The sequence below is a fragment of the Tardiphaga sp. genome, assembly GCF_044336785.1.
GTDB lineage: Bacteria > Pseudomonadota > Alphaproteobacteria > Rhizobiales > Xanthobacteraceae > Tardiphaga.
The window spans coordinates 18,939-38,775 of sequence record NZ_JBIIOT010000017.1 but is presented as its reverse complement, the minus strand read 5'-3'; the positions used below and the strand labels follow the sequence as shown (position 1 = coordinate 38,775).

Annotated in this window: 18 protein-coding genes; 4 read left to right on the top strand and 14 right to left on the bottom strand. The window is 62.6% G+C overall.

The genetic code is table 11. From position 1 onward, the window contains the following. Positions 1-22: 22 nt before the first annotated feature. From pgl to pqqA, 14 genes are all read right to left on the bottom strand, one after another. On the bottom strand, positions 23-760 hold the full coding sequence (gene pgl, locus ACIQ2A_RS07710) for a 6-phosphogluconolactonase (RefSeq protein WP_398477529.1): 738 nt from the start codon (positions 758-760) through the stop codon (positions 23-25). Then, positions 760-2,271, bottom strand: coding sequence for a glucose-6-phosphate dehydrogenase (gene zwf / locus ACIQ2A_RS07705; RefSeq protein ID WP_398477579.1), 1,512 nt, complete (start codon positions 2,269-2,271; stop codon positions 760-762). Before zwf ends, pgl begins: the two co-directional genes overlap by 1 nt. 18 nt (positions 2,272-2,289) lie before the next feature. Beyond that, positions 2,290-3,309: a phosphogluconate dehydrogenase (NAD(+)-dependent, decarboxylating) gene (gene gnd / locus ACIQ2A_RS07700; protein ID WP_398477526.1), complete on the bottom strand. Its 1,020-nt coding sequence runs from the start codon at positions 3,307-3,309 to the stop codon at positions 2,290-2,292. A 237-nt stretch (positions 3,310-3,546) separates the two neighbouring features. Then, the gene (locus ACIQ2A_RS07695) at positions 3,547-6,399 is read right to left on the bottom strand and encodes a bifunctional transaldolase/phosoglucose isomerase (RefSeq protein WP_398477524.1); all 2,853 of its coding nucleotides are present in this window, start codon (positions 6,397-6,399) and stop codon (positions 3,547-3,549) included. Positions 6,400-6,573: 174 nt separating this feature from the next. After that, positions 6,574-7,020 (bottom strand): hypothetical protein, encoded by a 447-nt coding sequence (locus ACIQ2A_RS07690; protein WP_398477522.1) that lies wholly within the window; start codon positions 7,018-7,020, stop codon positions 6,574-6,576. Between the two features lie 22 nt (positions 7,021-7,042). Then, positions 7,043-7,678: a hypothetical protein gene (locus ACIQ2A_RS07685; protein WP_398477520.1), complete on the bottom strand. Its 636-nt coding sequence runs from the start codon at positions 7,676-7,678 to the stop codon at positions 7,043-7,045. A gap of 92 nt (positions 7,679-7,770) precedes the next feature. Further along, positions 7,771-9,753, bottom strand: a complete 1,983-nt coding sequence (locus ACIQ2A_RS07680) for a cache domain-containing protein (protein WP_398477518.1) — start codon at positions 9,751-9,753, stop codon at positions 7,771-7,773. Positions 9,754-9,916: 163 nt separating this feature from the next. Next, a complete protein-coding gene (locus ACIQ2A_RS07675) occupies positions 9,917-10,585 on the bottom strand; it encodes a hypothetical protein (protein ID WP_398477516.1) in 669 nt (222 codons plus the stop codon). 9 nt (positions 10,586-10,594) lie between these two features. Then, positions 10,595-11,572, bottom strand: coding sequence for a prolyl aminopeptidase (pip, locus tag ACIQ2A_RS07670; protein ID WP_398477514.1), 978 nt, complete (start codon positions 11,570-11,572; stop codon positions 10,595-10,597). Continuing rightward, positions 11,562-12,764: a pyrroloquinoline quinone biosynthesis protein PqqE gene (pqqE, locus tag ACIQ2A_RS07665; protein WP_398477512.1), complete on the bottom strand. Its 1,203-nt coding sequence runs from the start codon at positions 12,762-12,764 to the stop codon at positions 11,562-11,564. The genes pip and pqqE overlap by 11 nt, the downstream gene beginning before the upstream one ends. Continuing rightward, positions 12,761-13,081: a pyrroloquinoline quinone biosynthesis peptide chaperone PqqD gene (gene pqqD, locus ACIQ2A_RS07660; protein WP_398477510.1), complete on the bottom strand. Its 321-nt coding sequence runs from the start codon at positions 13,079-13,081 to the stop codon at positions 12,761-12,763. Before pqqD ends, pqqE begins: the two co-directional genes overlap by 4 nt. Positions 13,082-13,090: 9 nt before the next feature. Further along, complete coding sequence (gene pqqC / locus ACIQ2A_RS07655) at positions 13,091-13,852, bottom strand: pyrroloquinoline-quinone synthase PqqC (protein ID WP_398477508.1); 762 nt, start codon at positions 13,850-13,852, stop codon at positions 13,091-13,093. Then, a complete protein-coding gene (gene pqqB / locus ACIQ2A_RS07650) occupies positions 13,849-14,778 on the bottom strand; it encodes a pyrroloquinoline quinone biosynthesis protein PqqB (protein WP_398477506.1) in 930 nt (309 codons plus the stop codon). Before pqqB ends, pqqC begins: the two co-directional genes overlap by 4 nt. Positions 14,779-14,880: 102 nt before the next feature. After that, on the bottom strand, positions 14,881-14,961 hold the full coding sequence (gene pqqA / locus ACIQ2A_RS07645) for a pyrroloquinoline quinone precursor peptide PqqA (protein ID WP_089267584.1): 81 nt from the start codon (positions 14,959-14,961) through the stop codon (positions 14,881-14,883). Positions 14,962-15,223: 262 nt separating this feature from the next. On the opposite strand from pqqA, the gene ACIQ2A_RS07640 reads away from it, so the two are divergent. The 4 genes from ACIQ2A_RS07640 (at position 15,224) to ACIQ2A_RS07625 (ending at position 19,831) form a co-directional block, all read left to right on the top strand. Further along, the gene (locus tag ACIQ2A_RS07640) at positions 15,224-15,478 is read left to right on the top strand and encodes a DUF6894 family protein (RefSeq protein WP_398477504.1); all 255 of its coding nucleotides are present in this window, start codon (positions 15,224-15,226) and stop codon (positions 15,476-15,478) included. A gap of 140 nt (positions 15,479-15,618) precedes the next feature. After that, entirely contained in the window at positions 15,619-16,938 is a 1,320-nt protein-coding gene (locus ACIQ2A_RS07635) for a PQQ-dependent sugar dehydrogenase (RefSeq protein WP_398477502.1), read from the top strand. Between the two features lie 222 nt (positions 16,939-17,160). Then, positions 17,161-17,727: a c-type cytochrome gene (locus ACIQ2A_RS07630; protein WP_398477500.1), complete on the top strand. Its 567-nt coding sequence runs from the start codon at positions 17,161-17,163 to the stop codon at positions 17,725-17,727. Positions 17,728-18,427: 700 nt separating this feature from the next. Then, entirely contained in the window at positions 18,428-19,831 is a 1,404-nt protein-coding gene (locus ACIQ2A_RS07625; RefSeq protein WP_398477498.1) for an amidase family protein, read from the top strand. Positions 19,832-19,837: the final 6 nt, after the last annotated feature.

Genomic DNA, 19,837 nt, shown 5'->3' with positions numbered 1-19,837 from the left:
GATGAGTGCCTTCGGCGCCGGATCAGACACTGTCGCCCTCCGGGAGGGCCGCGCGATCGCAAAGCCAAATCGTTTCGCCATGCGAGCGCGCACGATTGGCGGGCAGATCCTCGCCCGCCAACACACGGCCGAGAATGGCACGCTTGTCCTCGCCGCTCATGAGAAACAGCATCTCGTGGCAGGAGGCGAGGGGCGGCAGCGTCAGGCTGACACGTGGCACGAACGGCTTCACATGCGCCTCGGGCACGCCGACCACCCAGCGATCCTTGACCTCGATGCCGGGATAGCCGGGGAAGAGCGACGCCACATGGCCATCCGGCCCGACGCCGAGCAGCACGAGATCGAAGAGCGGCTTGGCGGGGTCGAGCTTGTCGCTGCCGTAGAACGCCTGCAGCTCGCGCGCATAGAGCGCCGCGGCTTCATCAGGCTTGGCAGCGTCCGTGTTGATCGCATGCACATTTGCAGCCGGCGCGCAGGCATCGAGAAACGCGCCCTTGGCCATCGCCATATTATTCAGCGCATCGCTCTCGGGCACGAAGCGATCATCGCCGATGAACCAGTGCACGCGCTCCCACGGGACACGCTTGCGATAGGCATCCGTGGCCAGCAGCTCATACAGCCGCTTCGGGCTCGACCCGCCGGTGAGGCAGATCGCCGGCCGATCCGGGTTGGCATCGATCCGCTTGATCAGCCGTTCGGCGGCGGCCGCGGCAAGCGCTGCGGCATCCGAGACCTCGATGATGGTGCGGTGCTCTGCCATCAGCTCAGGATACGCCAGCTGCGGCCGTCGCGCTTGAGCAGTTCATCGGCTTCCTCCGGTCCTTCGCTGCCGGCCTTGTAGGTCTTGAGCCCATCCTTGCCGGCCTTCTTCCAGGCGTCGAGGAAGGGCTGCACCGCACGCCAGCCGGCTTCGACACTGTCGGCGCGCTGGAACAGGATATTGTCGCCGATCATGCAGTCATAGATCAGCGTCTCGTAGCCGGTGGCTGGCGAGGCATTGAAGTAGTCCTTGTAGCGGAACTTCATCTCGACGCCGTCGATATTCACGGCGGGGCCGGGCACCTTGGTGTTGAATTTCAGCGAAATGCCTTCATTCGGCTCCACCGCGATGACGAGATAGTTCTCGGCGAGCTTCTCCATCGACATGTCCCTGAACATGGCGAACGGCGCCTGCTTGAACTTGATTGCCACTTCGGTGCGCTTGACGCCCAGCGCCTTGCCGGTGCGCAGATAGAACGGCACGCCGGCCCAACGCCAATTGTCGATCATCAGTTTCAGCGCGGCATAGGTCTCGGTGGTCGAGCCCGCTTTGACGTCCTCGGTCTTGAGATAATCCCCAATGTCGTCATTACCGACATGACCGGCTGTATATTGCGCGCGCACCGAATTCGTCAGCGCCTCTTCCTCGGATTGCACAGTGACAGCGGCCAGCACTTCGGCCTTTTCCGAACGCACCGCATTGGCTTCGAAGCGCGACGGCGGCTCCATGGCGACCAGCGAGAGCAGCTGGAACAGATGGTTCGGCACCATGTCGCGCAACGCGCCGGTGGCGTCATAGAACGAGCCGCGATGGCCGACGCCGAGCTTTTCGTCCACGGTGATCTGCACGTGGTCGATATGGTTGCGATTCCAGATCGGCTCGAAGATGCCATTGGCGAAGCGCAGCACCAGGATGTTCTGCACGGTCTCCTTGCCGAGATAGTGATCGATCCGGTAGATCTGCTGCTCGTTCATCAGGCCGAGCAGCTTCTTGTTGAGTTTCTGTGCCGATTCAAGGTCGGTGCCGAACGGCTTCTCGACGACTAAGCGGCGCCACGAGCCATTTTCCTTGAGCATGCCGGTGCGGCCGAGCTGTTCGGCGATCGGTGCAAATGCGGAGGGGGGCGTCGCCAGATAGAACAGGCGATTGCCGCCGGTGCCGCGCGCCTCCTCGAGCTTGTCGAGCTGCTCTTTCATCTTGTCGAAGCTTTCCGGCTCGCTCGGATCGGCTTCGATGCAGGTGACGCAGTTCAAGAGCTTTTGCGCAATCGCATCATCGACAGGGCGCGTCGCATATTGCTTGAGGCCCTTGAGAAGGTCCTCGCGCAACGCATCGCCGGTCATGCCCTTGCGGGCGATGCCGACCACGCAGAATTTTTCCGGCAGCAGATCGGAGGCCTGCAGATTATAGAGCGCTGCAATCACGAGGCGATGGGCGAGATCGCCGGTGACGCCAAAAATGACGAAAGCACAGGGATCGGGCTTTTTGGTCTTGTCGCTGGTCTTGGCAATCACGGCGGGCTCCGTCGTTTATTTCACGATGTTAGGCGCGTCCTGCCGCTTCGGATCCGGATGCTGATCGGGCTCTTTATGGCCGCCGAAACCGGCGCGCATCGCGGATAGAATCTTTTCTGCAAATGTATGGTCCTGCCGCGAGCGGAAGCGCGCGAACAGAGCGGCCGTCAGCACTTCGGCCGGCACCGCTTCATCGATCGCCGCATTCACCGTCCAGCGACCTTCGCCTGAGTCTTCGACGAAGCCGGAATACTCTTTCAACTCGCCGCTCTTGGCCAATGCCGATGCCGTGAGGTCGAGCAGCCATGACGGAATGACGCTGCCGCGGCGCCAGACTTCGGCGATATCGGGCAAGTTGAGATCGTAGCGATGCGCTTCCGGCAGCGCCTCGATATTGGCGTTCTTGAGAATATCGAAACCTTCGGCATAGGCCTGCATCAGGCCATATTCGATGCCGTTATGGATCATCTTGACGAAATGCCCGGCGCCCACGGGCCCGGCATGGATATAGCCCTCCTCGATGCGCGGATCGCGGCCATCGCGACCGGGCGTGCGCGGGATGTCGCCGATGCCGGGCGCCAGCGTCTTGAAGATGGGATCGAGCCGATCGACCACTTCCTTTTCGCCGCCGATCATCATGCAGTAGCCGCGATCGATGCCCCACACGCCGCCGGAGGTGCCGACATCCACATAGAACAGGCCCTGCTTCTTCAGCGCCTGTCCGCGGCGCACATCGTCCTGCCAGAAGGTGTTGCCGCCATCGATGATGGTGTCGCCGGGCTCCAGCAACTTGGTGAGCGCATCAATCGTCGTTTCGGTGATATGGCCCGCAGGCAGCATCACCCAGACATGGCGCGGCTTGGCCAGCTTCTGGACGAAATCTGCGAGCGACGATCCGCCAGTGGCGCCTTCGCCGGCGAGGCCGGTGACGGCCTTGGCGTCCTTGTCATAGACCACCGCGGTGTGGCCGTTCTTCATCAGGCGGCGGACAATATTTCCGCCCATTCGGCCGAGGCCGATCATGCCGAGCTGCATTGGTGTGGTCCTAAGATGAGGGAAATTGATAGAGCTTTGGAAACTGCCGCAGACGCCGTAGATCACCTCTCCCCACCGGGGAGAGCTCGACCTGCGAAGCAGGGCGGGTGAGGGGGCGCACCGCGTGACGTCCGAATGTGTGGCTCCCCCTCACCCGGCGCTGCGCGCCGACCTCTCCCCGGTGGGGAGAGGTGAAGCGGCGGCGGCGTTCAGGGTGAGTGAGGTGCATCTCGACTCCTAGTTCAGTGCGGTTGATATCGCCTTGTCGAGCGCTTTGAGCCCTGCTTTGAGGTCGCCTTTCAGGTGCACGCGCAGAGCGCGGCGGCTGCGGTCGGTCAGCACCTCGAAATCGCCACGCGCCTGCGCCGCCTTGATGACGCCGAAGGAGGCACGGTAATCCGGGATCGCGAGATCCTTGGCATCATCCGCCGTGATCTGCAGGAACACGCCGGAGTCCGGTCCGCCCTTGTAGGCCTGCCCGGTCGAATGCAGGAAGCGTGGGCCGAATTCGGCGCAGGTCGCGACCTTCTTCTTGTCACGCACCGCCATCCGCATCCCCTGCAGCGTGTCGATATGAGCGGCATCGCGTTCGACATAAGCGAGCAAAGCGACGTAATCGCCCGGCGTGACGCGACGGAAATGCGCCTTCAACCAGGAGGCGAGATCGCCATTGGCGCCGGCCTTCTTCAGCAGTTCGGCATTGGCCGCGTCGGTATAGAGATCGGCTTCAGCAGACGACACAACAGGTGTCTCCGGCGGCAGCGAACCCGTCTTCTCGAATGCGCTCGTCAGCTCGCGCGTCTTGATCTTGGCGTCTTCCACATCGGGCTGATTGAACGGATTGATGCCGAGCACCGCACCGGCCACAGCCGTTGCGATCTCGAAACGGAAGAATTCCTGCCCGAGATGTTCGATCGACGGCAGCGTGATGCGCGTGACGATGTGGCCGGCCTTCTCCAGTGCCGCCAGCTTGTCGTCATGCGCCCTGTCGTTTTCGCCCTCGACGCGCAGGTCGATGAAGAACCGATCATCGCCATAGACGGAGGGGGCGCCCAGCTCTTCACCATCGATCGGGATCAAGCCCTTGCCATCCTTGCCTGTGGATTCGGCAATAAGTTGTTCGGCCCATGCGCCAAAGTCGGCGATCTTCTTCGAGGAGAGAATAGTGACCTTGTCGCGCCCATCGATGCCCGCATGGCCCATGGCGAGGCCGAGTTGCACGCCCGGATTTTCCACCGGCGGCACGTCTGGCCCGCAGGAGCGGACCATGGACAGAGTATGCTCCAGCAGCTTCGATAGATCGAGACCCGCAGCCGCAGCCGGCACGAGGCCGAACGGCGACAGCACGGAATAGCGGCCACCGATGCTGGGATCGCCGTGGAAGATACGCGCGAATGTCTGCTCGCCGGCCACCTTCTCCAGCGACGAGCCGGGATCGGTGACGGCGACGAAATGCGCGCCGGCCTTGTCGGCGCCGACCGCCTTGCTCACCTCGCCGAAGAAATAGTTCTTCATCACATTCGGCTCGGTGGTGCCGCCGGACTTGCTCGACACGATGAACAGCGTCTTGGCGATAGTCACCGTCTTCGCCAGCGTCGCGACCTGTGCGGGATCGGTGGAGTCCAGCACGTGCAGCTTCGGGAAGCCCGCGACATGCGGGAAGGTCACTGCCAGCACTTCCGGCCCGAGGCTCGAGCCGCCCATGCCAAGCACTACGGCATCGGTGAAACCCTCAGCCTTCACCCATTTGGCGAAATCAGCGTAGTCCGCAAGTTTTGCCTTTTCGGCAGATACGCTGTTCAGCCAGCCCAGCCACTTGGCTTCATCGCTGCCGGTCCAGACCGTCGCATCCTTGTGCCAGAGCCGGCGGATCTTTGCCGATGCGCGCCATTCCTCGGTGGATTTTTCGACCGTCTTCTTCAGCGTATCGCCAAGCGCCAGCGCCTGGGTGCCCACGGCCTTGCCAAGCGAGGTCGCCCGCTTGTGCGCCACCGCGCCGTAAAGCTTGTCGGCGGCGTCGGCAAACAGCTTGACGCCATCGGCGACGAGATCGGTGGTGATCTTGTCCAGCGAAATGCCGGTCTTGGCGAAATCCGCCAGCACCTTTGTCGCCTCGTCGATGTTCTCTTCCAGACTGTCGCGCACTTCGCCGTGGTCGCGGAAGGCGTCGAGCGTGGCCGGCGGCACGGTGTTCACCGTATCCTTGCCGATCAGCTCCTCCACATACATGGTGTCGCGATAGTCCTTGCTCTTCACGCCGGTGGAGGCCCACAGCAGCCGCTGCGGCTGCGCGCCCTTGGCCTTGAGCTTGTCCCAGCGCGGGCCGGCGAACAGTTTCAGATATTCCTGATAGGCCAGCTTGGCATTGGCGATCGCCACCTTGCCCTTCAGCGCCTTCAGGCGGTCCTTCTCGGCGGGATCATTCGCCTGGGCGATCTTCTCGTCCAGTTGCTTGTCTGCCTGCGCGTCGATGCGGCTGACGAAGAACGAGGCGACGCTGGCAACATGCGAGGGATCGCCGCCGCCCGCGATGAATTTTTCAATGCCCCTCAGATAGGCCTCGGCGACTTCGATATAGGTCTTCTGCGCGAACAGCAGCGTGACATTGATGCTGATACCTTCGCCGATCAGGTGCTCGATAGCGGGGATGCATTCCTGCGTCGCCGGCACCTTGACCATCAGGTTCGGCCGCTTGACGCTTTTCGACAGCCGTTCGGCCTCCGCGATCGTCCCCTTGGCATCGAGAGCCAGATAGGGCGACACTTCGAGGCTCACAAAGCCATCTTGTCCTTTGGTTGCGTCAAACACCGGTTTCAAGACATCGGCAGCATGCTGGATATCTTCCACCGCCAGCGCTTCGAACAGCTCGGCCGGCGATTTGTCGCCCGATTTCAATTCAGCTGCGATCGGCGCGTCATATTCGTCGGACGAGCCGATGGCCTTCTCGAAAATCGCCGGGTTCGACGTCACGCCCTTCACGGCGTCGGTGTCGATCAGCTTCTTCAGGTCGCCCTTGGCGACGAAACCGCGGGCAAGGAAGTCCAGCCAGACGGCCTGACCATGGGATTCGAGTGCTTTGACGGGATTCATGATGCTCTTCGGTTCTATTGTGTCAAAGGCGAACGGCGCGCGCGCGCAAGCCGGTTCCGATGATCGCCCCAAACCCCTACGCATGGCAAGGCGAAGGGTTCCATTTCGCCCTGATCGCAATCTCGTGTGCGGGGCAAGATGACGATTGTGTAAATTTTGAGCGACGGCAGGCGGTCACGGCCGGATATAGGCGAAGCCCTGCGCCTGCAGCTCGGCGATTCTCACCACGCCGCCTCTGTCGGCCACTGCAAATCCCGGCAGCAAGCCGTCCAGCGCCACGTCCTGCGCCTTCATGGTGTTCTTGCAGGCCGCAAAACCGACACCGGCCTTGGCCAGTTTCGCCACGCGCTGGGTGATGTCCGGATTGGCACCGTCACGATGAAAGCCGCGCAGCGCCGGGCCGAGCACGACCAGCACGATGCTGACATGCTCCGGCCCGCCCATTCCATCGAGATGGTTCTGGATATTGCCGAAGGCAAAATTCATGCGGTCGCTGTCGGCGAGGTGATAAACGACCTTCTGCCTGGCGATCGGTGCCTCAGTCGCGGCTTGCGCCCGCGTCGCGGCCCATCCTGCGCCGAGCGAGACGAGCGCGCTCCACAGCATGTTGCGTCGGTTCATGACGTCCTCCTCATCGCGACGGTCACGGCCGCTTGCTGCGCAGGGCCGCCAGCTCCTTGCGATCGGTGATCAGCGCCTCGCAGTCCTTGATATTGGTGCGATCGAGCCGGAAAATCTTGTCGTCGGCACCGGCCGAGAGCTCTTCGCCGTCGTCGTCTGGCTTGTTGTTCTGCCAGATGCGGACACGTTCGAGCCGAACGCGCGTTGCATCGGCCGTCTTGCCAAGGCCGATCTCGATGCCGCCGCCGTCGCAATCGACGCTGCAGCCGAGCCGCACTTCGCCGTCGGTCTCCTTGCTCTGGACGGTGTGGCAGGCGCCGCTGGAATCCCAGTCGCCCTTGCGGTGGCGATATTTGAAGCCGAGCCGGAACGAGTACGGCGTGCTGCTCTCTTCCGGCGGATGGCCGAAGGTCACCAGCAGCTTCATGGCAGCGACCTTCTGCTTCGGATGCCGCGCCAGATGATCGGCGTCGTAGCGGCGCGTGAAGCAGGCATAGGTCAGCCCCTTGGCAGCGGGCGGCTTGGCAAAAAGCGTGGTGTTGAAGGATGTGACCTTGGCGGGATCGATTTTCGCCGGCTCCTCGCTCGCCGTGGCAGCCGTCGTGGCCAGCATTGCGGTCGCGACGAAGGTCATGATGGCGAAGGGCACGCGGCTCATGGGCGTCTCGCAAGATGAGGCGGCCCGTCTGGGCCCGTGCGATTTGGTCGCGTCGGGCCCGGGATACGTTCAACGAGGCTGGGCAGGCGGCGTCAGGCCGCCTGTTTCTTTGCCAGCAGGTCGGCGATCATCTGCTTGATCTTCGGCGTGGTCTCGAACCAGATCAGGGTGCCGCCCTTGTCGTTGCGGGCCACGAAGCCGTTCACCCGGCTGGCGACGCCGGCAATCGTCAGCGTCACGGGATCATCGAGCTTGGCCTGATCTGCGCCTGAAATCAGCGCGGCTTCCTGGGAGAGATTGATGACCACGATATCCAGCTCCGCGCCACGCAGCTTCAGCAGGCCCTCGCTCTTGAGATCGATGCGCGGTGATTTGCGCCGGTCGGCGCCGTTGGTCGAGGTGCGGATCACCTTCACCAGCGTGGAGCGCAGGTGATCCACTTGATGGGCAATTTCCGCTGAGCCGTCGCGGATGTCCGCGGCGCGGCGCTCGGTATCGACCGCCTCGCGGGAGACCAGAGCAATCTGCTCGGCGACTTCGCGGGCCGCATTCGAGGTCTCCGCGACATTGCGCGAGATCTCGCCTGTGACAGCGCTCTGTTCCTCGATTGCCGCCGCGATCACCGACGACACCGCCTCGACATTGCGGATCGCTTCGCCGATCTGGCCGATCGAGGTCACCGAATCCTTCGTGGCCTGCTGGATTTCGGTGATCTGTTGGGCGATGTCGTTGGTGGCCTTGGCGGTCTGCTCGGCCAGCGATTTGACCTCCGACGCGACGACCGCAAAGCCGCGGCCGGCTTCGCCTGCGCGCGCCGCTTCGATCGTGGCATTGAGGGCGAGCAGGTTGGTCTGGCTGGCAATCTCGCTGATCAGGCTGGTGACGGCGCCCACCTTGCCCGCCGCGTCCGACAATTTGGCGATGGTGATCTGCGCGTGGCTCGATGCTTCCACCGCTTCCAGAGTCAGGGTGCGCGACGAATTCACCTGGGTTGCAATCTCGGCGATCGATGAGCTGAGCTGCATCGAGGCGGTCGCCACTGTCCGTGCGGTGGACAATGATTGTTCGGCGGCTGCCGCCACGCTGCTGCTGTTGTTGCCGAGCTTGACGGCGCTGTTGCTCATCAGGCCGGCATGTTCGCTCATCCGCTCGGTACCGGCGGCGACATCGCCGACCACATGATTGACCTCGCGTTCGACCGTCTCTGCCATCTCGCGCAGCGCCTTTGTGGTGGCTTCGCTCGTCGCGCGGTGGCGCTGTTCTTCCTCATGGGCCTCGGCCTCGGCCTTTTGCGCGAATTTCAGTTTGAACTGCTCGATCGAACGCGCCATGTCGCCGAGTTCATCGTGTCGCTTCAAGCCGGGCAGGGCTATGCCGAAATCGCCTTCGCCGAGCTTGGTCACGGCGGTGGTCATGGCAACAATGGCGCGCGACATGGTTCGCGCATTGCCGATGCTCGACAGGCCAAGCAGGACGATCACGGCGAGGGCGACGATGATCACCTGCCGGTTGTTGTCCCAGACCTGCGCCTTCAGATCGTCCACATAGGCGCCCGTGCCGATGACCCAGCCCCAGGGCGCAAAGCCCGTGACATAGGACGTCTTCGGCTGCGGCGCATCGACGCCCGGCTTCGGCCACTGATAGTCGTAATAGCCGCCGCCGGAGGCGCGCACGAGTGCCGCGAAGTCCACGAAGATCGACTTGCCGTCGGGATCTTTCGTGGTCGACAGATCGGTGCCGTCGAGTTCGGGGCGGGTCGGATGCATGATCATCCGCGGCGTCAGGTCGTTGATCCAGAAATAGTTGTTGTTATCGTAGCGCAGTTTTGCGATGCGCGTTGCGGCATTCTGCTTGGCCTGCGCTTCGGTGCTGCGTCCCTTTTGCGCCTGGTCGTATTCGTCCTGCGCGATGCTGCGTGCGAGATCGACGAGATGATGCAGTTCAGCCTGACGCTGCTGCTTCAGCGCATCGGCGAGCTTGGTGGCCTGGAATGTCGCGAGTCCGATCAATCCGCAAAAGCTGAGCCCGATGATGCAATAGATGCGCAGGCTGATCGAAAACCGAAGATGCTTCATGGATATGCCCCGAACAGATTCGCTCTGTGAACGAGCGGCCCGTCGTAGGTCACATTGCGGGTACTTCCATAAAGTTAATCCGCGCGTCCTCGCGCGTGCGGAAACGCCTTTATTTATAGATGATTTGATCTAGATCAATTGTCGGACGTGTGGCGTCCTGTGCTCACAAGTCTGCTTTTACAAGATCCCACATCAGCCGATAGGTCCCGCGCGAAATCGCTGTCGCGCCGGCTGTGGCGATAGCGGAATCAAACCGCCCCTCCATGATGCGCGCGATGGCATCGGCATCGGTGCCGTCGATCAGCACATACCAGTCGCGGGCCGCCGGGTTCGGCGCGGCGGGATTATCCGTCAGCGGCTTCGACAGCCGCGGATCGCTCTCCATCAGATGCATCGAGATGATGTCATGGATCATGCCGGGATCGAGCAGGGCGCGCAGCGCCTCGCGCAGGCCATCGACATCGCCTTCCGGCGGCCGGATGCGAACCAGGCCGAGCGCGGCACCGCGCCCCTGGCCGCGGCTCACGGTGATCCGTGCCACCGAGCGCAGCATGTTCTTGAAGCGGCCGATATTGGCGAGCGACCAGGCGGTCTGGTTGGCCAGTGCCGTGCGATAGGCGTCGCTGTCGAGCACATCGAATGTCGCGGTGGAATACAGGCCGAGATATTTTGGCGCGGCATTCACCGCGACATAACGGCGTGCTTCGAGAAATCCATCGATGGCAACGCGCTCGGCGAGATGCTCGCGGTCATACCATTGGTTGAACTCCTGCTCATGCACGGCGTCGATATCCATCGACGTCATCAGCATTCCCGTTCCGGCCATCGGCATGATGCAGTCCTATTTCAATTTTGATGCCACATCCGCGACCGCCTTCATGACAGCATCGCGCACGCCGGGATCATACAGGCTATGTCCGGCGCCTTCGACGATTCGCACCTCGGCATCGCTCCAGCGCGCAGCGAGGGCATGCGAATTCACGGGCGGGCAGAGCAGGTCATAACGGCCCTGCACGATGACGCTGGGGATGCCGTTCAGCTTTCCCGCGTCGTCCATCAACTGCCGCGGCCGCATGAAGGCGTCATGCAGGAAGTAATGCGCTTCCATCGCCGGTGTGGCCGGCATCGGCCCGGTCGTGCTGGTGAGTGCCGCACGATCGAGCCGCGTGCGTTTCGGCGCCACTTCGGAAAGGATCGACTCGGTGCCGCCCCAGGCGCGGATCGCCGGGATATGCACGGCCGGATCGGCATCGAGAATGCGGCGATAGAAATGCGGTAGGGGGTCCGTGCGCTCGCTCTCGGGCAGCACGCTGAGATAATCCTCGTGCAGGCCCGGATAATGCCGTGGCAGGATCACGTTGAAGACATCGTGCAGCTCGTCACGCGTGCCGAAGAACGTGGCGCGCAATACGATCCCACTGACATGCTCCGGATGCGCCTGCGCATAGGCCAGCGCCAATGTGGCGCCCCATGAGCCGCCGACCACCAGCCATTTGTCGAAGCCGAATTTGCGGCGGATCGTCTCCATATCCGCGATCAGATGCGGCAGCGTGTTGTGCTCGCGCAGTCCTTTCGGCCTGCTGCGGCCGGCGCCGCGCTGGTCGAACAGAACGGTGTGGAAGCGCTGCGGATCGAACAATCGGCGATGATCGGGCTGGCAGCCCGAGCCCGGCCCGCCATGCAGATAGACCGCAGGAATGCCGTCGCTGCGGCCGACGCTCTCCACATAGATGGAATGGCCGTCGCCGACATCGAGATGGTCGGATGTGAGCGGCGTGAATGCATCGCCGGATACGGGGGCAGGGGAGTCAGCGGCCATGCGTGTCGTCGGCTTCAAGCGTGCCGCCCTTGAAATTGCGATAGAGGAAGCGATCGGCGCCTTCGCTGGATTCGGTCTCGGCGAGCTTGAAGATCTCTTCATGCCGCGGCGACAGCGTGCAGGCGGGATCGGTGTTGCCCGCATCGCCGGTTAGCGCAAAAGCCTGGCAGCGGCAGCCGCCGAAATCCACTTCCTTGAATTCGCAGCTCTGGCACGGCTCCGGCATCCAGCCTGTGCCGCGATAGCGGTTGAAGGCTTCGGAATTCTGCCAGATCCAGGCGATGGAGTGATTGCTGCGCACGCTTTCGAAATCGAGCCCGGTGATGGTCTCGGCCGCGTGGCAGGGCAGCACCTTGCCCGCCGGCGAGATGTTGAAGAACTGCCGGCCCCAGCCGCCCATGCATTTCTTCGGCCGCAGCGCGTAATAATCCGGCACTACATAATCGATATCGAGAATGCCCTTGAGGCGGACCCGGGCGTCATCGACAATGCGGGAGGTGTCGTCGATCTGGTCGATGGTCGGCATCAGGGCAGCGCGGTTCTTCAGCGCCCAGCCGTAATATTGCACATTGGCGACTTCCAGCCGGTCGGCATCGAGATCGACGGCCATCTGGATGATGTCAGCCAGCTGATGCAGGTTCTGCCGGTGCATCACCGCATTCACGGTCAGCGGCAGGTCCAGCTCGCGCGTCCAGCGCGCCACCTCGATCTTCTTCGCATGGCCGCCGCGATAGCCGCCGACACGGTCGGCCACCACGGGCTCATTGCCCTGGAAACTGATCTGCACATGGCAGAGGCCGGCATCCGCCAGCGCTTCAAGCTTGTCGCGCGACAGCAGCACCGCCGACGTAATCAAATTCGAATACAGCCCGACATCCGTCGCATGCTGCACCAGCTCGACGATATCCTTGCGCGCCGTCGGCTCGCCGCCCGAAAAATGGATTTGCAGCACACCGATCTCGGCGAGTTCGCTGAGCACCTTCTTCCACTCGTCGGTGGTGAGTTCTGTATTGGCGCGATCGAGCTCGATCGGGTTCGAGCAATACGGGCATTGCAGCGGGCAGCGATGCGTCAGCTCGGCCAACACCGCCAGCGGAATGCCGAATGTCTCGGCCGTCGAGCGCGTGCGCTCCAGCACGGCGAGGCTGTCATTGGTCACGACCGGTGAGGCATCTGTCAGTGTCGGACTCATCCTGTCTTCTCCCGCGCTTGCGTGAGAAAGCCCTTGTCGGCGAGATCCTGCAGCATGGCGATGACGTCATTGCCGATGTCGCCGCGTGGCGCATTGTATTTGGCGGCCAGCAGATCGACGATCTCGGCGACACTGCGCACGCCATCGCACAGCTGCAAAATCTCCACCGCAATCTCGTCCGGCGCCAGCACGCGCTCGGGTGCCAGGATCACCCAGACCTGCCGCGTCTCGTCGAATTTCAGCCGGGCGTGGCGCGGCAAGATCGGCTTGCTCGCCTCGGAGACTTCCATGCGACGGCTGCGCGGCTGCTCCGTCATGATCGATCTCTAGTTGGCCGTGGGCACAAAGGCGCCCGGCGGCACATGGCCATCCACATAGGCATGATATAGCGCGTCGAGCTGCACCCACAACACATTGGTCTTGAAGATCAGCGCATTGGCCACCAGCCGGCGTTCCGCGGGCGTTGTGGCATGCTGCTTGACGTAGTCGAGCGCGAAACCGGCATCGCGCGGTGCCTGGGTCAGGCGGCGGCTGAAATAGCTCATGATGTCCGGATTGACGAAATCATAATGCTTCAGCATGCCGGAAATGCGTTCTTCATGCAGGTTCGGCGCAAACAGCTCTGTCAGCGAGGAGGCGATCGCCTCCAGCGGCGAGCGGTCGCGGACATAATGCACATAGGCCTCCACGGCGAAGCGCGTGGCGGGCAGGATGCCTTCGGTGGATTCGACATAGGCGCTGTCGAGCCCGAGACCCTCGGTCAGCTTCAGCCAGCGTTCGATGCCGCCTTCCGCGCCGACATCGCCATCGTGATCCTCGATGCGATGCCGCCATTCCAGCCGCGTGGCGCGATCGCGGAAGCGTGAGATGACCACCGCATCCTTGATGGGGATCGTGCTCTGGTAATAATAGCGGTTCAGCGCCCAGGCCTGCACCTGGCCCTTGTTGAGCTTGCCGCCATGCAGCAGCTTATGAAACGGATGCAGGCTGTGATAGCGCGTGGCGCCGATCTCGCGCAGCGCTGCTTCCAGCTGCTCGGCATTATCGAGCGGCACGCTGTTGTCGATCGAAAGCGCGGATAGTTTCACAGCGTAATCTCCATCCCGTTATGGGGGATCTGCCAGCCGGTGGTCGTCAGTGCCGCGCGCTCGGGGGAGTCGCGCAGCAAGGCTGGGTTCGAATTGTTGATGTGCAGAAAGAATTTCTGCCCGATGCCTGCATTGGCCAGCGAGGCAATCGCGCCGTCCTCGCCGGACATGGCGATATGCCCCATGCTTTGTCCGGTCTTCTGGCCAAGCCCGGCCGCGATGAGTTCATCATCGCGCCACACCGTACCATCGAAAAACACCAGCGGCGTGCCGCGGATTCGTTCGGTCAATTCCGGCGTCACGCGCGCGCAGGCGGCGATGAAGTAGAAATGCTTGCCGCTCGCGGTCTCGCTGATGCGCAGGCCCAGCGTATCGCCGTCACCATCGGCGCCAGCTGGATGCGCCTGTCCTTCGAGATACCATGCACTCTTGCCGGGTACCGTAAACGGCAGCACCTCGAGGCCCGATGCGGTGCCGTCCTGTAGGCGCGGCGCAAAACTGCGATCCACCTCGATCGCCTCGCGCTTCACGTTCGTCTCGGAAAGCACGTTGAAAATACTGTTGGCTTTGAGGATCGCCAACACGCGCTCATGCCCGTAGATGGTGAAGGGCGAGCCCTCGCGCATGGAGAGCAGCCCGGCCACCGCATCCACTTCGGCATTGGTCAGGATCACGCCTGCGATCGGCGAATGGCGCAGCGCGCCATCCTGCGGATGCAGCTGCGGCGTCTCGGTGACCTGTTGCCGCAGGTCGGGGGAGGCATTGATCAGGAACCAGTTGCGGCCATCGGCGCTGACAGCGATGGAGGCCTGGCCGCTTTGCAATTCAGGCTTGCCGCTGCGTGCGGCCCGGCACATCGGGCAGCCGCAATTCCACTGCGGAATGCCGCCGCCGGCTGCGGCTCCAAGAACGACGATACGCAACATCAGGTCGCCTCAAGCCAGCGAGATAAAAGAGAGCGGAGAGTCGAAAAGGGCGCCTTCCCGGAAAAACCGGCAAGACGCCCTGTTCGGCTCCGACGTCGGATCTTACTTGCGCGCGGCGCAAGCGTACATGTTGATTTCCATGCCGACCGCAACTTCGACGATTTTCGGTGCTTTCCAGGCCATGATGCTCTCCCGCTCTTGAATGCAGTCGATCCTGCATGGGGTAAGTGTAATCGCTGGCAAAAGGTTCGCCAACTGCTTCGTCATCAGAATGTGAGGGATGGGATGCAGCTTAGAGGATAAAAAATCACGTTTGCGTGCGCTGCACCATAATCCGCAATGCAACATTGCAAAGGCTGCCGTGTTTCTTAACCTTGTATGAGTGATTGCGGCAAAAACCATCGCCCGCTGCTCGCAGCAATATCCAGGAAGTTCGGGGATCGTCATGCCACGTTATTTCTTCAACACCCGCCTCGGTGAGGAAGTCGTCGATGATCCCGATGGCGAATTGCTGCGCAATCCCGATCACGCCTGGGAAGTTGCACGCTCCATGATCATGCAATTGCTGCGGTCAGAGGGCACGCAGCGCGATCTTTTGGCCGCAGTGCTGGAAGTCACCGACGAGCAGGGCGAGATCGTGCTGGAATTTCCTTTCAGCGAAGCGCTGCTGGATTCCGCGGATTCGACCACGCGCCATTGAGGCGTGCGTGGCAGTGGCGCGCATGGTTTTGGTTGCGCAGAGGTACTGAAATATCGGACAGTGAATCTCGGAAAGCCCCGGACTGCGCGACAAGGATTCGTGACGGTCGATAGAGGGCTTCCTTCGAAAGGGAGAGATTCATGACCATTTATGCGTCCACACGGCAGGCATTGCTCGCCGGCGTTTTCATTGGCGTCTTTGCAACCGGCGCCATTGCCCAGCAATCCGATACGACCCCCGCTGCTTCGCCGCCCGCCGCTGCGCCGGCACCCGCGGCCACACCTGCTCCGGCCGCTGCTGCCGCACCGGCTCTGCCGCCGGGCTCGCCGCTGATCGGCCGTCCCGCCGACAATGCCGCTGCCGCCAAGCTCGCGCCGGTCGCACCGCCGCCGATTCCATCCGCCGCAGACAAGCTGCCGACCGCCAAGCTGAAAGTGCCGGCCGGCTTCAATGTGGAAGTCTATGCCGCCGGCATGGCCAATGCGCGCTCCATGCGCGAAGGCGACAAGGGCACCGTGTTCGTCGGCTCGCGCCTGGTCGACAAGGTTTATGCGATCGTCAATCAGGACGGCAAGCGCCAGGTGAAAGTGCTGGCCTCGGGCCTCTATCGTCCGAACGGTTTGGCCTTCAAGGACGGCACGCTCTATATCGGCGAGCTGTCGAAAATCTCGAAGATCGAGAAGGTGGAAGACAATCTCGACAATCCGCCGAAGCCCGTGATGATTTACGACAAGCTGCCGAAGGACGAAGCCCATGGCTGGAAGTTCATCGGCATCGGCCCGGACAACAAGCTCTATGTCCCTGTCGGCCAGCCCGGCAACAGCGTGCTGCATAGCGAGGAGCACGGCCAGATCCGCCGCATGAATCTCGATGGCTCTGGCGCCGAAGTCATCTTGCGCGGCATGCGCAACACCGTCGGCTTCGACTGGAATCCCGAAACCAAGCAACTGTACTTCACCGACAATGGCCGCGACTGGATGTCGGAGACGGTGCCGGAGGACGAGCTCAACCGCGTCACCAAGGTCGGCGAGAATTTCGGCGCGCCGTTCTGCCACCAGGGCAATATCCTCGATCCCGAACTCGGTTGGGGCAAGTCCTGCGCCGACTACACCGCGCCGGTCGGCCTGCTCGGCGCACATACGGCGGCGCTCGGCATGCGCTTCTACAATGGCAAGCAATTCCCGGCCGCCTACAAGAACGCGATCTTCATCGCGCGTCATGGCTCGTGGAATAAGTCGCAGAAGCTCGGCGGCGATGTCGTTGTTGCCAAGCTGAACAAGGACGGCACGGTGAAGTCGATCGAGCCGTTCCTGACCGGCTTCATCGAGGACAACAAATATGTCGGCCGTCCCGTGGATGTGCTGCCGATGAAGGATGGTTCGCTCTTGGTCTCCGACGACTGGAACGGCGCCATCTATCGCATCAGCTACGGCAAACCGAAGGTGGCCGACAAGAAGTGACTATGGATAGTGCTCGGCCTGCATGGTTCGAGACGCCCGCTTCGCGGGCTCCTCACCATGAGGGTCTTTTACCGAGCCATACTCTTCCCTCATCCTGAGGAGCGGCCTTCTTAGGCCGCGTCTCGAAGGATGGCCGCATCCTCACCCTGACCCTCTCCCCGCAAGCGGGGAGAGGAGACACGACCGCCGTCGCTATTTCAGAATATAGAAAGTAAGTCCCCGATGCGCCCGTTCGCAGTCATCGTTGCTCTAATACTTTCCTCGTCCTCACTCTCCGCCGCCGAGCCCATCGCCGAACGCGTCGCACCGTGCCTCGCCTGTCACGGCGAGAAAGGCACGTCGGAAACCGAGATCACACCATCGCTCGGCGCGCAGCAGCCGGCCTACACGCTGATCCAGCTCTATATGTTTCGCGAGAAGCTGCGGACCTTCGAGCCGATGAACGAGATGGCGAAGGATCTCACCGACGACGATCTGCGTACATTCTCCGACTACATCGCCACGCTGCCGAAGCCGGTGGCCGTCGAGGGCGGCGATCCCGCGCGCCTGCAGGCGGCGAAGGCGCTGACCTCGCAATTCCGCTGCGACAGCTGCCACAACGCCGACTTCGCCGGCCGCGACAACATCCCGCGCATCGCGGGCCAGCGCGAGGATTATCTCGCCAAGACCATGCGCGAATACAAGGACAATTCACGGCACGGCTATGATGCGACGATGGCTGACGTGATGCAGCCGATCAGCGACGCGCAGATCGTGGAGTTGGCGTATTATCTGGCGCGGGTGAAGTGACACACGCTCGACGTCCGTAGGATGGGTTGAGCGTCGGCCGTAGGCCGTCGCGATAACCCATCGGCGGAGTTTGCCGCACCGACGGAATGACGGGTTTTCGCGGAGTTTATCATCGGGCGCGCTTCGCGCGACCCGTTGGCTCAAACCATCCTACCACCCGTCGCCTTCGTTCCGTTTTTGTTCTTGACAAAATTCCCATCGCCGCCATACTCCCTCCCGTCTTGTTCGGTGAGGGGCGCTTCATGAGGCGTCATTGAGCGGAACATGGATGCGGCGCCTGCGGGCCGGGGGAGGACGTATCCCCAGCACTCGGGTGGTCGAGGGTCACCGTCCGGGCCCAATACGGGGCCCTGCCGCTAGCGCGGCTGGACGTGGTGCGGGCGAAGGCGGAGAAATCCGTCGGATGACTCCCATTGTGGAGTGCCCAGTACCCGGAAGAACGGTCCTTCGATCAGGAAGAACGTCGCGGTGGCGCGCCGTAAGGCGTTGCGCGGCTCGGGTTTGCTGGCGATCCAGCAGGCAAGAGCAGCGTCAAGTCCACTCAAGTGCGCCTTGCGGCGTGCCACCTCCCCTCATGTCTGGAGGGGAAAACGGCTCACACCTCGGACGCTCCGGCGCCGCGAGACAGCAATGCCGTACCCGCATTTGGCATTCACGGCACATGCTGCGATAAAACCGGCCGCAAATACGGGAGCACTGCATGAATGATCTCTGGCGTCTGTCGGCCTCGGAACTCGCTGGTCTCATCAAGACGCGGCAAGTGTCCGCGAAAGAGGCGGCGCAATCTAGTCTCGACAGGCTCGATGCTGCGAATCCCGCGATCAATGCCGTGGTCGATCATCGTCCCGAAGAAGTTCTCGCGCAGGCCGAGGCCGTCGATGCTGCGCTCGCGCGTGGCTTCAATGTCGGCCCGCTCGCCGGTGTGCCCGTCACCGTGAAAGTGAATATCGACTACAAGGGCTATGCGACCTCGAACGGCGTCAAGATCCAGAACGAGATCATTGCCACGAGCAACAGCCCGGTGATCGATAATCTCATCAAGGCCGGCGCCGTCATTCTCGGCCGTACCAATTGCCCGGCTTTCTCCTATCGCTGGTTCACCACCAACCAGCTCTATGGTGACACGAAGAATCCACGTGATCCCTCGCTGACGCCCGGCGGCTCATCCGGTGGCGCCGGTGCATCGGTCGCAGCCGGCATCGGCCATATCGCTCATGGCACCGATATCGCAGGCTCCATCCGCTATCCCGCTTATGCCTGCGGTGTGCATGGATTGCGTCCCACCGTCGGCCGCATCGCTGCCTATAATCAGGCGCTGCCCGAGCGCATCATCTCCGGCCAGATCACCGCGGTGTCGGGTCCGCTCGCGCGCACCATCGCGGATATCCGCCTCGGCCTCGAAGCCATGGCGCAACCCGATCCGCGCGATCCCTGGTATGTGCCGGTGCCGCTGATCGGCGAGCCGCGTGAAAAGCGCGTCGCCATGTGTCTGCGCCCGGACGGGCTCGAAATCACCAAGGCCGTGGAAAGCGCGGTGCGCGATGCCGGCAAGCGGCTGGAGCGGGCAGGGTGGATCGTCGAGGAAGTCGAGAACACCCCGGCGCTGCGCGAAGCCGCTCTCCTGCAGACGACGATCTGGTTCGGCGATGGCTATCAGGGCATGCTGGACGCGGCCGAGCGCGAGGGCGATCCCGCAGCGCTCGTCTGCCTGCGCGGGCAGAAAGACAAGCTGAAGGACTTCGACAATGGCGGCCTGTCGCGTGCATTGGTGCGCCGCTCCACATTCGTTCGTGATTGGGAGCTGTTCCTGCAGCGTTACGCGGTCGTGCTGATGCCGATGTCCGGCGAATTGCCGTTCCCCGACAATCTCGATCTGGAGGGTGAGGAAGGTTTTGCGCGCGTCTGGGCGGCACAAATGCCGCAGATCGGCATTCCCTTCATGGGGCTACCGGCGCTGAGCGTTGCAACGGGCCTCGTTGGCCGCACGCCGACTGGCGTCCAACTCGTTGCCGGCCGCTATCGCGAGGATCTCTGCCTCGCAGCCGGCGAAGCGATCGAGGCCGGCGGCACACCGCCGATGCCTTGCGATCCCATCACTGCATGAGGCCCG